Below are 14,058 nucleotides of genomic sequence, written 5' to 3' on the forward strand. Positions count from 1 at the left end.
ATCCGCTGAGGCTGAGGCCGCAGCGGGATCGGATCGGTGTTTTCCGGCCGGATCGTTTCCATCGACGTGAATGCCCCCGCCCCAACATGCCCGCAAACAACTGGGCACGTGTTGGTCGCAGGGCCGTCACGAGACGTTCAAGGGTATGGCACACCAACGACGAAAGCCGCCACGCGATGGCTCGCGCGGCGGCTCGCTTTGAAGCCCTTGAGACCGATCAGCTGCTGCGCAGACCGTCGGCGGCTCGCTTCCACTGAGTCACGTTCTCGGCGATCGCGCGCGTCGACTTCATCGCCGCCTGGCTGAGCTGGGCGTAGCTCGCGATCTCGCGCTGCACACGCTGGCCTTCGGCGTGCAGCAATTCGCGGAGGCTCTCGAGCTCCCCGATCAGGTTCTCGATCTCCGACAGGGAGGTGCCGGCAACGCGCTGGATCAGCGTGGTGACGCTGTTGACGGCAGCATCGGCATCGATCGCGGCCTCGGCCGTGGCGGCCGCATTGGGGCGGCGCAGATAGGCGATATCATTACGGACGAAATCACGAATGCCGGCCTCGACTTCCGAGACCGCAGCCAGATCCGTATCCAGCTCGGCTTCAGTTCCATCGATCTTGTCCGGACGAATGGCATTCATCGGCTATTTCCTCATTTCGCGTTCAAGCGAGCGCGGTGTCCCCGCACGACGAACTTCTCAAAGCCTATCAGTGCGGCCAAATTGGGCCGCACCGCGGCGAAGCTGCGGCGCCGGTTCGATCATTCGTGGCGGGCTGCCGCAATTCGTTAACCTTACCAGCTCCGCTTGAAGCCGGCGGAGATGCTCTTGCTGGTGCCGCCCTGCGCCGTTTCGCTGACCGTGCCGGACACGCTCAGACCATCCGACAGCTTCTGCTCGGCACCGATCTTGCGCAGCCACTTGTCATCGCTCGACGACAATGTTTGTCCCGCCGTGACGCTCGTCCCGGTGTCCTCAATCGACAGCCTCGCGGATTGCTCGGTGTCGAAGCTGCGGCTCGTTTTCGGCGCGGCGCCAGGGATCGGCACCATGCCCTGCTGCGTGACGTTGTAGCCATTCTGCAAGGTCAGATTGTAGTGATCGATCGGCACGGCCTTGGTGATGGTGGTGCCGAGCCGGCTCTGGTCCGAGCCCGGATCGACACGAGCCTCGACCGCCGTCTTGTCCCAGATCGAGCCTGCGCCGGGCGCGGTGATGGCAGCCCAGGCCGAGCCGCCGGATTGCGGAGCGTTGCCGCCGTTCTCGGCCTTTTCCGCCAGCAATTCCGACATCGTGGTCGGCTGCCGTGCGACCGTCATGTCGGCGCCGACACGCGCGTCCCAGAACGGAGACACCGACTGCTTGACCGACACGCCGGAGGCAAGGCTTCCCTTGTTCTGGTTCGACCAGTCGAGCGCGGCCGCCTTCTCGGCGGCTGCTTTACGCTTCGCCGCGGCAGCGGCCTCGGGACGATCGAGAAAGGTGGTCTCGTCGATCGCGAGCTGGCTCCAGTCGAGCTTCTCGACGTCGATGTCCTTCATCGGGTCAGCTGCGGCGACCTGATTTTCCGCCTCTTCGTCCTCCGCCTCCTGCGGGGCCGGAGCGATCTGCTGCCAGGGAACGATCTGCATCGGCTGCGGCGCCTGCATCAGAGACTGGGCCTGCGCGGAGGACGTAAGAACCCCGAAGCCGGCCGTGAAAACCGCCAGCGCGCAACCATACGATCTCATGAGAGCAACCCCCGCCGCCCGAACCTGTCCGTCAGAATATGGTCGAATCTTGGCGCAAAATTATGGCTGCGCCAGTCACGATATGTTGGGCTGTTGGTGGGTGTGACTGCAATCCAACACGCAGGCGACCGGCTTCAGGCGAAGCTGCCGATCCGGGGCAGGTCGATGGGCCGGCCGAGCGTCTGCTCCACCAGATCGAACGTGTCGATGAGGATGCGCAGCCGCGCCAGCTTGCCGGCTCGAAAATGCATGAATTGCGCGAGCCGGGCCGTGATCGGCTTGTCGGACTCCTGGGTGGTCATGGCGCAGCGGACCATCGTGGCAGCCGCGCCGTCATCCAGCATCAGCGTCTCGCGATCGAGCCTTCGGATGTGCACGGTGTCCGCGATCTGCCGGACGGTCTCGAGCACAGCATCCTTGCCGAGCCGGGCGCCGAGAAACGGAAACATGTCGATCGGGCCGTAGATGGCCCAGTCAACGTCGTCGTCGAGAAGCTCGGTGAGCGCGTCGAATTGGCGGTCGTTGATCGCGCGATGCAACGCGCGCGACAGACGCCAGAGGCTATGCTCCGTCATCTTTCTGCTGATCCTGATCTGGCTTGCAAGGCGGCGCGCCAGCCATCAGGCGATATCGTCATGACATCGCGCCGGGGCGCCAATCCAACTTAATGATCTCCTAGATACGCGTCTGAGAAGCACGCGCAACGGTTGTTTTTGCATTGCACAAATGCACACCGCGACCGCGTGGGACGTCGCCGCAGGGGTGGAGAATGACGATCGGGACTCTTCAACCCCGTTCGTGAGGCATATGTTGGCGCGCGATCGCCACCTCGTGATCGCGGAACGCCGCCATTCCGAACAGAGTGGCGCCGCCAAGGCCGCCAATCAGGGCGCCGAGCGGCATGAAGGTGAAGAACACCAGCATGCCGGCATAACCCTCGAACTCGCTGGTGCTGAACAGCTCGATCCAGGCGAGCCCCAGGCCGATTCCGACCGTGGCGCCCCCCACGACTCCCATCACCAGCCCTGCCATCGCCAGGAATGCGATCTTCATGTTCACCGATGCCCCGTCAGCTGCCCGCTGATGGGTTCGCGGCGGCGCCCGCAGGTTCAAACCGCGCACCAATCTCGTGCTGACATTTGCGTGATCGGCGGCGGATCGCCCCGGCGTGACGAGTTAGGGCCGAGCGGTTCCGGCGATCAGCAGCCGGCTGAGGTCGCATTCGAGCACCTGCTGCACCAGGTCGAACGTATCCATGATTTCACGGATGCGGCTGATGCGGCCGTCGCGCAGCGTGTAGAAGGCGGCCAGATCGTACTGCACGATGCGTTCGTTGTCGCGTTTGCGCAGGAAGATGCGGAGATCGGCGGCGACCTGGTCGCCTTCGCAGATCATGGTCTTGATCTCGTGCCTGACGTCCGCATAGCGGCTGCGGGCGACCTCCCACATCTGCCGCACCTCGGCCTTGCCGCGGCGTCGCCCGAGATGGGGAAAGATGTCGATCGGAGCGGAGGCGAAGTGCTCGAGGTCGTCGCTGCAAAAGGCCAGCACCGTGTCGAAATCGCCGGCGGCATGGGCCTCGAGCAGCTTGCGCACGCGTTGCTTGTTGATGTGCTCGATCATCCTGTCTCCACTGACCGGAATGCCCTTGTTGCCGCCACTCGTTCTGGAGAGATTGGCCTTCGACCGTCAATCACCCGTGCGACCGTCTGCAGGCACAATGCGCCGATACGGTGAATGGAAGCTTGGCAACAGGTCGTGCACGCGATCAAGTCTCTCAAGCCGTAGGTCAGAGGCGCGATCAAAAGGTTCGCGTCAGGCATGACATTGGTTGCGTGGCGGGAACTACGCCGCATAGCGATGGTTAGAGAACAGCCTTCCTATGGAGCACGAACATGAAAGCCATGCTTGCCTTGACAGTCGCCGCCATTGCGCTGCTATCCACCGAAGCCGCCGAGGCCAAGGGCTGCATCAAGGGTGCCATCGTCGGCGGCGTGGCCGGCCATTATGCCGGTCACCACGGCGTGCTCGGCGCAGCCGCAGGCTGCCTCTATGGCCGTCATCGCGCCAAGGAGCAGGACCGTCATCAGCAGCAGACCCGGGTGAACGGCCAGGGCCGCATGTAGCTGATGCGATAGCGTCGCAATGACTTGACGCATCCGGGCGTCAGATGGCCGGTACGCTCACGACGTGATCCGCCTCACGGTGATGACGGTCAAAGGGGGCTACATCGGATCCGTCTGGTCCTCGCCGAGGGCCTCCGCAAATGGATGTCCGATCATGCACGCCGCCGCGTCCCCCAGCTCATCGGCGCCAAAGGCGCCGCTTCTCAACCTGCTCGAAGGAATGGCACTGACCGCCCTGTTCCAGGCCATTCCGACCTACGCCGGTGCCGCGCTGATTCTCAAGCTGGCGCACAGCACGGCATTGCACACCAGCATCATCGGCTTCGTCGCCACGGCGACCATCATCCATGTGCTGATGACCTCGGCCGCCGGACCGCGCTATCCGCATGTGCTCAAGCAGGCCTATGCAGCGGAGTTCTACGACGCGACGATCGGCGTCGCCGACAAGGTGCTGCGCTGGCGCACGCAGTCCGAAGGCTCGCTGCAGCTGTTGAGCTCGACGGTGATGCTGGCAGTGCTGTCGGTCGCCGCACTCGCGATGGGCTGAAGTGCGCCTCAGGGCATCGCCTCCCCTTCGTCCGTTGAAGGCAGAGCTAATGCTACTGCGTCAGAAATACTGCCAGCTATCCCGTGGTCATTCCGGGGCGCCCGGAGGGCGAGCCCGGAATCCATAGCCACAGACAGATGTTTGGCGGAAAGTGCCCACGACCAGCCTGCCTCACACGATTGCCTGTGGGTATGGGTTCCGGGCTCGCCCTTCGGGCGCCCCGGAACGACACGTCGAGAGAGCGAAGCCCTTTTCTGACACAGTAGTACTAACAGTCCATTCTCGGCGGCGGGTGGCGACAGCACTGAGACCCGGCAACTCCAATGGATGCAATCCGCTCGTCGATCACCATCGTGGACCGGTCCGAAAGCGTGAACAGAGACCATCGCTTCGAGCGAGGTAGATTGCGAACGGCCCGGCAATCCATCCCCGCCTTGCACAGTTCACCTCATTCCGCCACAACAGCCGGCGCGACACCAAGGACGACCACAAGACACGCTTTGAGCCCCTGATTCCATGTTCAGCGCCATCGAACGGCCCGCGGGTCGGCCACCCGGCCTCGGTCAGATCAAGACTGACTTCGGTCCGCTCTACGCCTCGCACGGCTTCATCGGCTGGCTGTTCGCCATCACGGGGCCCGTGGCCATCATCCTGTCGGTCGGCGCCAATGGCGGGCTGTCCCAGGCCGAGCTCGCGTCGTGGATCTTCGGCGTGTTCTTCATCAACGGCCTGATCACGATCCTGCTGTCATGGCTCTATCGCGAGCCGCTGGTGCTGTTCTGGACCATTCCGGGCACGGTCCTGGTTGGACATTCACTGACCCATCTCAGCTTCCCGCAGGTCATCGGAGCGTTCTACGGCACCGCACTGCTGATGCTCGTTCTGGGGTTGTCGGGCTGGGTCAAACGCGCGATGCAGCTGGTGCCGATGCCGATCGTGATGGGCATGGTGGCCGGCGTCTTCCTGCGGTTCGGCCTCGACCTGGTCCGCGCCGTGCTCGGCGAATTCGCCATTGCCGGGCCGATGGTCGGCGTGTGGCTCGTGCTGACGGCGCTGCCCGCGCTCGGGCGGCGCTGTCCGCCGATCATCGGCGCGCTGGTCGTCGGCACGCTCGCAGCCACTGCGTTCGGCAGATATCATCAGGATGCGTCGCTGCAGATTGCACTGATCAGCCCGGTGATCCCAACCCCGTCCTGGTCGCTGGCGGCCATGATCGAGCTCGTGGTGCCGCTCGCAGTCACCGTGCTGGTGGTGCAGAACGGCCAGGGCTTTGCGGTGCTGACAGCCGCTGGCCACAAGCCGCCGGTCAATGCCGTGACCCTTGCCTGCGGCCTCGGCTCGGCGCTGGCCGCCATCGTCGGGGGCGTCTCGACCTGCCTCACCGGTCCGACCAACGCCATCGTGGTCTCCGGCGGCGAGCGCAAGCGACACTATACTGCGGCGATGGTCGTAGGCCTGCTCGCGATCGGCTTCGGCCTGCTGGCGCCGACCTTCACGACGCTGTTGTTGATCGCGCCGAAATCATTGATCACCACGTTGGCGGGCCTGGCCATGCTGCGCGTACTGCAGACGGCGTTCGTGACCGCGTTCAAGACACGGTTCTCGCTCGGCGCTCTGATGGCCTTCCTCGTGACCGTCGCCGACGTGCCGCTGCTCAACATCGGCGCGGCGTTCTGGGGGCTCGTCGCCGGCTTTGCGATCTCGTGGCTGCTCGAGCGGGCGGATTTTGCAGCTGCGTCGGACGTGTGAGCCGCTTACCGCATCGCATCACGCGTCGTCGTCGCATCCCCAACCCAGCGGGCAACGCCCTGTTGCAGCGCCGCCGGATCGCGCTACACTTCACGACCAAACAAAAAGTCTCCTGGGAGGGTACGAATGACCGCGATCACGCGCCGCAACATGCTTGCGGGCACGGCAGCAGCAGGCGCGCTGGCGCTCACCGGCCAACCTGCCTGGTCGGAGCCGCAGTGGAAGAAATATGCCGGCACCAAGCTCGAGGTGATCCTCGCCAAGGGGCCGCGCGGCGACAATCTGCAGAAGAACATCAAGGAATTCACTGCCCTGACCGGCATCGAGGTGGAGTCCGAGCAGATCCCCGAGCAGCAGCAGCGTCAGAAGGTGGTGATCGAGCTGTCGTCGGGCAAGCCGAGCTTCGACGTCGTGCATCTGAGCTATCACGTGCAGAAGCGGCAGTTCGAGAAGGCCGGCTGGCTCGCCGACATCACCGACATGATGAAGGACCCGAACCTGACCGCGCCGGACCTCGTGCAGAGCGATTTCTCCGCCGCAGGCCTGACTTACGCCAGCAACGACAAGGGCCGCATGTTCTCGCTGCCATGGTCGGTCGACTACTTCATCCTCTACTACAACAAGGAGCTGTTCGCGAAGAAGGGCGTCGAGGTGCCGAAGACACTCGACGAGATGGTCACAGCAGCGCAGAAGCTCACTGATCCCAAGGACGGTACCTTCGGCTTCGTCGGCCGCGGCCTGCGCAATGCCAACATGACCTTGTGGACCAACTTCTTCCTCAACTATGGCGGCGAATTCCTCGACGCCAAGGGCAACATCCTGACCGACGGTCCCGAAGCGGTTGAAGCCACCAAGCTCTATCAGAAGCTGCTCACGACCTGCGCGCCTCCCGGCGTCGCCGGCTTCAACTGGATGGAGTCGATGGCCTCGTTCACGCAAGGACGCTCGGCAATGTGGATCGACGGCGTCGGCTGGGCCCCGCCGCTGGAGGATCCGAACGCATCTCGCATCGTCGGCAAGGTCGGCTACACCGTGGTGCCCGCCGGACCGAAGGGGCAGTACTCCGCGACCTATGGCGACGGCATCGGCATTGCGGCGGCGAGCAAGAACAAGGAAGCGGCCTGGCTGCTCTGCCAGTGGCTGGTGTCCAAGCCGCAGGGCGCTCGCCTGGTGCAGGCCGGCGGGGGCGTGCCGTTCCGCAACTCGGTGCTGAACGACCCAGGGGTTCAGGGCGGCGTGAAGATGCCCAAGGAATGGCTGCAATCGGCGATCGACTCCGGCAAGATCTCCAAGCTTGGCCTGCCCGTGATCATTCCGGTCGCCGAATTCCGCGATCTCGTTGGCGCGGCCTTGACGGCCACGCTGTCGGGCGCCGATCCGGCCACCGAGCTGAAGAAGGCGCACGAGCAGTTCCGCCCGATCCTGGAGCGCAGCGAAAAAGCGTGAGCACGATCGTCGAACAGGCTGGCGCGGCAGCGGAGGCTGCTGCGCCGGAACGTGCGTTGCGGCCGCCGTCCTACTGGCCGTTCGTGGTGCCGGCGCTGGTCACCGTCCTCGCTGTCATCATCTTTCCCTGGCTGTTCACGATCTGGATGAGCTTCCAGGAGTGGAAGGTCGGCTCACCCACGACGTTCGTCGGGCTGTCGAACTACCTGCGACTGCCTGCCGATCCGCGCTTCGTCGAATCTGTCGGGCATACGCTGTCCTACACTGCGCTGTCGGTGCTGCTGCCGCTGGTGCTCGGCACGCTTGCGGCGGTGGTGTTCCACGCGCGCTTCCCCGGGCGCGGCCTGCTGCGCGCGCTGTTCATCATGCCGATGATGGCGACGCCGGTCGCGATCGCCCTGGTGTGGACGATGATGTTCCACCCGCAGCTCGGGATTCTGAACTATCTCTTGTCGCTCGTCGGCCTGCCGCCGCAGTTGTGGGTGTTCCACCCGGGCACGGTGATCCCGTCGCTGGTGCTGGTCGAGACCTGGCAGTGGACGCCGCTGGTCATGCTGATCGTGCTCGGCGGCATCGCCTCGCTGCCGACCGAGCCCTACGAGAGCGCGCAGATCGATGGCGCCTCGACCTGGCAGATGTTCCGCTACATCACCCTGCCTTTGATCATGCCGTTTTTGTTCATCGCGGCGATGATCCGCGCGATCGACGCCATCAAGAGCTTCGACATCATCTTCGCGATCACGCAGGGCGGCCCCGGCTCGGCATCGGAGACCATCAACCTCTATCTCTACAGCGTCGCCTTCGTCTATTACGACCTCGGCTATGCCTCGGCGATCGCGGTGGTGTTCTTCGCCCTGATCGTGGCACTCACCGCGCTGCTGCTGGTGCTGCGACGGCGCGCGCAGTGGAATGCGCTCGGGAGCGACACATGAGCGTGAACACCCTTCTCGGCCGGCTTGGTCTCGCGGTCGGCGTATTCCTCATCGTCTCTCCGGCGATCCTGTTCTTCCTCTGGATGATCTCGCTGTCGGTGAAGTTCGAGGTCGACAATGCCGCCTTTCCGCCGGTGTTCTGGCCCGAGCATTTCGCCTGGAAGAACTACACCGACGTGCTGTCCTCCAACCGCTTCTTCACCTACTTCAAGAACAGCGTGCTGGTGACCGGCGGCGCGACGGCGCTGGCGATGCTGGTCGGCGTGCCCGCCGGCTACGGCATCGCCCGCATGGCCGCGCATAAGTCGGCGATCGTGATCCTGATCGCGCGCATCACGCCCGGCCTGTCCTATCTGATCCCGCTGTTCCTGCTGTTTCAGTGGCTCGGGTTGCTCGGCACCCTGTGGCCGCAGATCATCATCCACCTCGTCGTCACCGTGCCGATCGTGATCTGGATCATGATCGGCTATTTCGAGACCACGCCGATCGAGTTGGAGGAAGCCGCGCGCATCGACGGCGCGACGCGTTGGCAGGTGTTCCGCCACGTCGCATTGCCTGTCGCCAAGCCCGGGCTTGCGGTCGCCTTCATCCTCGCCGTGATCTTCTCCTGGAACAACTTCGTGTTCGGCATCGTGCTGGCCGGTCGCGAGACGCGCACCCTGCCCGTCGCGGTCTACAACATGATCTCGTTCGATCAGCTGAGCTGGGGCCCGCTCGCCGCGGCTGCGCTGATCGTCACCTTGCCGGTGCTGCTGCTGACCGTGTTTGCGCAACGGCAGATCGTCGCGGGCCTCACCGCCGGTGCGGTCAAAGGCGGCTGACGTCGTGGAGATTTCGGCGCTTTGTTCGGTATAATGCATGCCAACAGAAGCTGCGGCGGAATGCCAGATTTGCCTTGGTCAGGCCACAGTCTGCCACTTGGTTACCTGGATGGAACCGGGATTCGCCTCCGTCGCTGAAGCGGGCGCTCAATCGCGTTAAACGGTTCCGTCTCGTGTCCGTGACGGCTTCGTCCCAGCCGAATACCTACGCCGCACGATCGACCGCTCGGGGTTGGCCCCCCGTTCGGTCCGTCGTGCAAACCCATCACCGGCTGAACGCCCGACCGACGAAAGCTTCATGACATCCGATCGCGACGCTCCAGCGCCAGACCGATTGGCTGCCCTGTTGCAGACCGAGCTGCTCGACTCGCCGCCCGAGCCCGGCTTCGATCGCGTCACGCGCCTGACGACGCGGCTATTGCAGGCGCCCGCCGCGATCATCGCGCTGGTCGACCGCGACCGGCAGTTCTTCAAGAGCTCGATGGGGCTGTGCGAACCATGGGCCTCGCTGCGCGAAACGCCGCTCAGCCACTCGTTCTGCCAGCACGTCGTGACGTCGGCGCAGCCGCTGGTCGTCAGCGATGCCAACCAGCATCCGCTGGTGAAGGACAATCTCGCGGTACCCGTACTCGGCGTCATCGCCTATCTCGGCGTCCCCTTGAAGCTGCCGAGCGGCGAGGTGATCGGCGCGCTCTGCGCCATCGACCACGAGCCGCGGCCGTGGAGCGAGGACGACGTGGCCCAGCTCACCGAGCTCAGCGAGATCGTCATGGACGAGATCGCGCTACGCACTGAAAATGCGCGGCGGCGCACGATCGAGCAGCATCAGCGCGTGCTGGTCCATGAGCTCAATCATCGGGTGAAGAACACGCTCGCTCTGGTCGACAGCGTGATCGCGCTCAGCATCCGCGCCGACTCCGCCCTGACGGAGTTCGGCGAGGTGCTGCGCGGCCGCATCGCCGCCCTCACCCGCAGCCACGCGCTGGCGCTGGACCGCGGGCGCGAGGCGATCGCCCTCAATGAGCTGGTCTGCGCCGAGCTGGCCCCGCTGCAATCCGACCGCGTGGTGGTCGATGGCCCGGCGGTGCAGCTGGCGCCGGGCATCGCGCTGTATCTGTCGATGGGGCTGCACGAGCTGGTCACCAACGCCGTGAAATATGGCGCGCTGTCGAACGATGCGGGCCGGGTGGCGCTGAGCTGGCGCCATGCCGACGGCCGCCTTGCTCTCTCCTGGGAGGAGAGCGACGGACCGCCAGTCAGCCCGCCGGCCCGCAACGGCTTCGGCTCGCTGCTGTTCGAGCGCATTCTCGGCGCGGCGCTGAAAGGCCAGGTGACGCGCGACTTCGCCGCTGATGGGCTCAAGGTGCAATTCGATCTGCCGCTGACGCCTTAGAGCATGATCCGGAAAAGTGGAAACCGGTTTTCCGAAAAGATCGTGCTCAAAAAAGAGATGAGATCATGATGCGTTTTCCGCCGAAACGCATCATGATCTAGCGGCGCCTCAGCCGCGCTGGCCGCGGCGGCGCGTCAGCGTGATGTCGGCCAGGATCGACATCGCGATCTCCTCCGGCGTGATGGCCCCGAGATCGAGCCCGGCCGGCGCCTTCACCCGGTCGAGCTGCGCGGCGTCGATGCCGTCCTCGATCAGCTTCCCGCGCAGGCTGTCCATCTTGCGGCGGCTGCCCACGAACGCGTGATAAACCGCGTCGCAGCCGAGCGCGGCGCGCAGCGCCGCCTCGTCGCCCTTGCCTTGGGTCGACACCACGACGAAGCGGCTGCCCGTCGCCCGTTCGTTCAACGTGAACCCGTCGATCAGGACATCCGCCTGCGGCGTGGTGACGAGATCGGCGGCCGGCGCGGCGAGGGTGACGTGATAGCCGAGCGGGCGCGCCTGCGCGGCCAGTGCGATCGCCACAGGACTGGCGCCGAGAATGATCAGCGCGGGATGCGGCAGCACCGGCTCGACGAAGATGTCCATCGTGCCCTTGCTGGGGCACATGTTGGACGCAAAGCGGACCCCCTCTCTGGTCTCACCCGGCTTGACGCCGAGCTCGGCGAGCAGGTTGTCGGGCTGCACCGAGACCATGCGCGGGACGCCATCGGCGAGCGCCTCGCGCGCCGCCTTCAGCACCGCGCCGCGGGCGCAGCCGCCGCCGATCCAGCCCGCGACGATGGTGCCGTCCGGACGGATGATCGCCTTGGCGCCGGCCTTGGCAGCCGTCACCGATACGGTGCGCACGACCGTGGCGAGCACGAAGCTTTGGTCGTCGGCCTTCAGCTGCGCGGCGAGGTCGAGCAGTTCGGTGGAGATAGTCATGGATGAGCTCCTCTCGGACGGCATGGCCTCACAACCTCGCCAGATACGGCTCCAGCGCCGCGAGCGAGCTCAGCGTGTGCGCCGGCGCGTAGAGATCGACATGCGGCAGTGCCGCCTTGATGCCGCGCGCCTCGGGCGCATAGCCGTCCCAGCCGAGCATCGGGTTGAGCCAGACAATGCGGCGGCAGCGGCGGCGCAATTGCGCCATCTCGCGGCCGAGCAGTGCGGGATCGCCGGTGTCATAGCCGTCGGAGACGATCATCACGCAGGTGCGCGAATGGATCACGCGCGCGGCGTGCCAGCGGTTGAAGGTCTGCAGGCTCTCGCCGATCTTCGTGCCGCCGCCGGCGCCTTGCGCCATCATCGAGAGACGGTCGAGCGCCCGCGCGGCATCCCGCTCCTTCATCGCATCGGAGACGTAGGCGAGCCGGGTGTGAAACAGGAACGCCTCAGCCTCGCGAAACGTGTCGAGCACGCCGTGGATGAAGCGCAGGAACACCGCGGTGTAGGCGCTCATCGAGCCGGACGCATCGAGCAACACCACAAGCCGCAGCGGCTTCACCTTGCGGCGGCGATGCACCAGCGCGATCGGCACGCCGCCGTGGCTGATATTGCGGTGAATGGTCCGGCGCAGATCGAGGCGCTCGCCCTTGCGCCGCAGCTGGTCGCGCCGCGTCAGCCGCGTGCGCATCGCCTTGGCCAGCCGAGCCGCCGCCTCATGCGCGAGCGCGACCTGGTCGGGATCGGCGAGCTTGCGGAAGTCGGTGTCGCTGATCGCTTCCACGTGTGAGACGCCTTCGCGGATGCCCTCGCCGTTTTCGCGTGGCGCCTCCTCAGACGGCACCTGATCCATCGCGCCTTGCGGGCCGCGCTGACCGGCGCCAGCGTCCTGCAGCGTCTTCAAGGACGGGCTGTTCGCAGCCTGCGGCGATCCCGATGTGAGCACCCGCGAGCGCACGCGCTTGCCGAGCCAGAACGCGTCGAACAGGCCATCGAAGCGATCCCACTCGCTCTTGCGTGCCGCGAACAGATGCTTGAAGGCGGAGCGCAGCAAGCCGGGCTTGTCGGCATAGCCCGCGGCCATCACCGCCGCGGCGTCCTGTCCTTCGGGCATTCCAACTGCAAAGCCGTTGTCGCGCAGCGTCCGCAGGAAGGCGCCGAGCCGGCCGGCGACCAGCCGCGCCACCGCGTCCATGTCTTCATGATCGGGCGTGGCGCCGCAGCAGCTCATGCGACCTTCCCCAACAAGCGCGCCGAGACCTCGCGCGTGATGCGGGCGCGGTCCTCATGGGTCTTCAGTAGGCAGATCAGGGTGTCATGGATGACCTCCGGCTGATCCTTGAGATCGCGGATATCCAGCCCGACCAGCGCCGCGGCCCAGTCCAGCGTCTCGGCGACACCGGGCACCTTGCGCAGCTCCTCCTTGCGCAGCCCCTCGACCATCCGCGCGATCTGCAGCGCAAGCTGCGCGGAGGCGCCGTCGATCCGCGCCAGGATGATGCGGGCCTCGCGGTCGACGTCGGGATAGTCGACATAGTGATACAGGCAGCGGCGGCGCAGCGCGTCGGACAGCTCGCGGGTGCCGTTCGAGGTCAGCACCACATGCGGGATGCTGGTCGCCGTGATGGTGCCGAGCTCGGGGATCGAGACCTGGAAATCGGACAGCAGCTCCAGCAGGAACGCCTCGAACTCGTCATCGGCGCGATCGATCTCGTCGATCAGCAGCACCGGCGGCGTTGCACGGCGGATCGCGGCGAGCAACGGACGCTCGAGCAGATACTTCTCGGAGAAGATCCGGTCCTCGATCGCGTCGGCATGGCCACGATGCGCTTCGATCGCGAGCAACTGACGCTGATAGTTCCACTCGTAGAGCGCGGCGCTCTGGTCGAGCCCCTCATAGCATTGCAGCCGGATCAGCTCGGTGCCTTCAACCGCGGCCAGCGCCTTCGCCACCTCGGTCTTGCCGACGCCGGCCTCGCCCTCCAGCAACAGCGGCCGCTTCAGCAGCTGCATCAGCGCAATCGCCATCGCCAGCTCGCCATCGGCGATGTAGCCGCAGGCGGCAAGAGATTGCGCGATGTCGTCGCGGGTTTTCATCTGCGTTCGTTTCTCGATCTCATGGCGAACTCGCTGCCTTCCTCCCCCCTTGTGGGGGAGGCTTAGGGAGGGGGGTGGCCCCAAGCGACACCGCCGCCGGAGACCCCCACCCCCCGCCCCTCCCCGCAAGGGGGAGGGGAGCGCACCGTCGATGCCGCCACGTCCTTTTCGGCGATTTCGTTCGCTCTCTCCGCGTCATTGCGAGCGAAGCGACGTGTCCGCCGAAGCTCGCAGAGCGTAGGCGGAAGCAATCCAGGGGCTCGGGTGGGACTCTGGATTGCTTCGTCGCTTCGCTCCTCGCAAT

The 14,058-nt window shown here is 65.4% G+C and carries 15 protein-coding genes; 7 read left to right on the forward strand and 8 right to left on the reverse strand.

Annotation, left to right across the window (positions count from 1 at the left end):
• Positions 1-217: 217 nt before the first annotated feature.
• The 5 genes from QX108_RS25525 to QX108_RS25545 form a co-directional block, all read right to left on the reverse strand.
• On the reverse strand, positions 218-631 hold the full coding sequence (locus QX108_RS25525) for a hypothetical protein (RefSeq protein ID WP_172112404.1): 414 nt from the start codon (positions 629-631) through the stop codon (positions 218-220).
• Positions 632-783: 152 nt separating this feature from the next.
• A complete protein-coding gene (locus QX108_RS25530) occupies positions 784-1,719 on the reverse strand; it encodes a hypothetical protein (RefSeq protein WP_315787465.1) in 936 nt (311 codons plus the stop codon).
• A 134-nt stretch (positions 1,720-1,853) separates the two neighbouring features.
• Entirely contained in the window at positions 1,854-2,294 is a 441-nt protein-coding gene (locus QX108_RS25535; protein ID WP_315721728.1) for a nuclear transport factor 2 family protein, read from the reverse strand.
• A gap of 211 nt (positions 2,295-2,505) precedes the next feature.
• Positions 2,506-2,772 carry a hypothetical protein gene (locus QX108_RS25540; RefSeq protein ID WP_315721729.1) on the reverse strand — a complete coding sequence of 89 codons (267 nt, stop codon included), beginning with the start codon at positions 2,770-2,772 and terminating at the stop codon, positions 2,506-2,508.
• Positions 2,773-2,895: 123 nt separating this feature from the next.
• A complete protein-coding gene (locus QX108_RS25545; protein ID WP_315721730.1) occupies positions 2,896-3,342 on the reverse strand; it encodes a nuclear transport factor 2 family protein in 447 nt (148 codons plus the stop codon).
• Positions 3,343-3,614: 272 nt separating this feature from the next.
• On the opposite strand from QX108_RS25545, the gene QX108_RS25550 reads away from it, so the two are divergent.
• From QX108_RS25550 to QX108_RS25580, 7 genes are all read left to right on the forward strand, one after another.
• Entirely contained in the window at positions 3,615-3,845 is a 231-nt protein-coding gene (locus QX108_RS25550; RefSeq protein WP_315787466.1) for a hypothetical protein, read from the forward strand.
• Positions 3,846-4,065: 220 nt separating this feature from the next.
• A complete protein-coding gene (locus QX108_RS25555) occupies positions 4,066-4,392 on the forward strand; it encodes a hypothetical protein (RefSeq protein WP_315799612.1) in 327 nt (108 codons plus the stop codon).
• Positions 4,393-4,908: 516 nt separating this feature from the next.
• Positions 4,909-6,141 (forward strand): benzoate/H(+) symporter BenE family transporter, encoded by a 1,233-nt coding sequence (locus QX108_RS25560; RefSeq protein WP_315787469.1) that lies wholly within the window; start codon positions 4,909-4,911, stop codon positions 6,139-6,141.
• 126 nt (positions 6,142-6,267) lie between these two features.
• The gene (locus QX108_RS25565) at positions 6,268-7,587 is read left to right on the forward strand and encodes a sugar ABC transporter substrate-binding protein (protein ID WP_315787471.1); all 1,320 of its coding nucleotides are present in this window, start codon (positions 6,268-6,270) and stop codon (positions 7,585-7,587) included.
• Entirely contained in the window at positions 7,584-8,519 is a 936-nt protein-coding gene (locus QX108_RS25570; RefSeq protein WP_315721735.1) for a sugar ABC transporter permease, read from the forward strand. Before QX108_RS25565 ends, QX108_RS25570 begins: the two co-directional genes overlap by 4 nt.
• Positions 8,516-9,340 (forward strand): carbohydrate ABC transporter permease, encoded by an 825-nt coding sequence (locus QX108_RS25575; RefSeq protein WP_315721736.1) that lies wholly within the window; start codon positions 8,516-8,518, stop codon positions 9,338-9,340. The genes QX108_RS25570 and QX108_RS25575 overlap by 4 nt, the downstream gene beginning before the upstream one ends.
• Before the next feature lie 298 nt (positions 9,341-9,638).
• Positions 9,639-10,733: an HWE histidine kinase domain-containing protein gene (locus tag QX108_RS25580; RefSeq protein WP_315787474.1), complete on the forward strand. Its 1,095-nt coding sequence runs from the start codon at positions 9,639-9,641 to the stop codon at positions 10,731-10,733.
• 108 nt (positions 10,734-10,841) lie between these two features.
• Here QX108_RS25580 and QX108_RS25585 read toward each other — a convergent pair whose 3' ends face one another.
• The 3 genes from QX108_RS25585 to QX108_RS25595 are packed head-to-tail and all read right to left on the reverse strand — an operon-like array spanning position 10,842 to position 13,754.
• A complete protein-coding gene (locus tag QX108_RS25585) occupies positions 10,842-11,657 on the reverse strand; it encodes an XdhC/CoxI family protein (protein ID WP_315787476.1) in 816 nt (271 codons plus the stop codon).
• A 28-nt stretch (positions 11,658-11,685) separates the two neighbouring features.
• On the reverse strand, positions 11,686-12,888 hold the full coding sequence (locus tag QX108_RS25590) for a VWA domain-containing protein (protein WP_315787478.1): 1,203 nt from the start codon (positions 12,886-12,888) through the stop codon (positions 11,686-11,688).
• On the reverse strand, positions 12,885-13,754 hold the full coding sequence (locus QX108_RS25595) for a MoxR family ATPase (protein ID WP_315787480.1): 870 nt from the start codon (positions 13,752-13,754) through the stop codon (positions 12,885-12,887). The genes QX108_RS25590 and QX108_RS25595 overlap by 4 nt, the downstream gene beginning before the upstream one ends.
• Positions 13,755-14,058 lie beyond the last annotated feature (304 nt).

The organism is Bradyrhizobium sp. SZCCHNR1002 (assembly GCF_032381435.1).
In the GTDB taxonomy this organism is placed as follows: domain Bacteria; phylum Pseudomonadota; class Alphaproteobacteria; order Rhizobiales; family Xanthobacteraceae; genus Bradyrhizobium; species Bradyrhizobium aeschynomenes.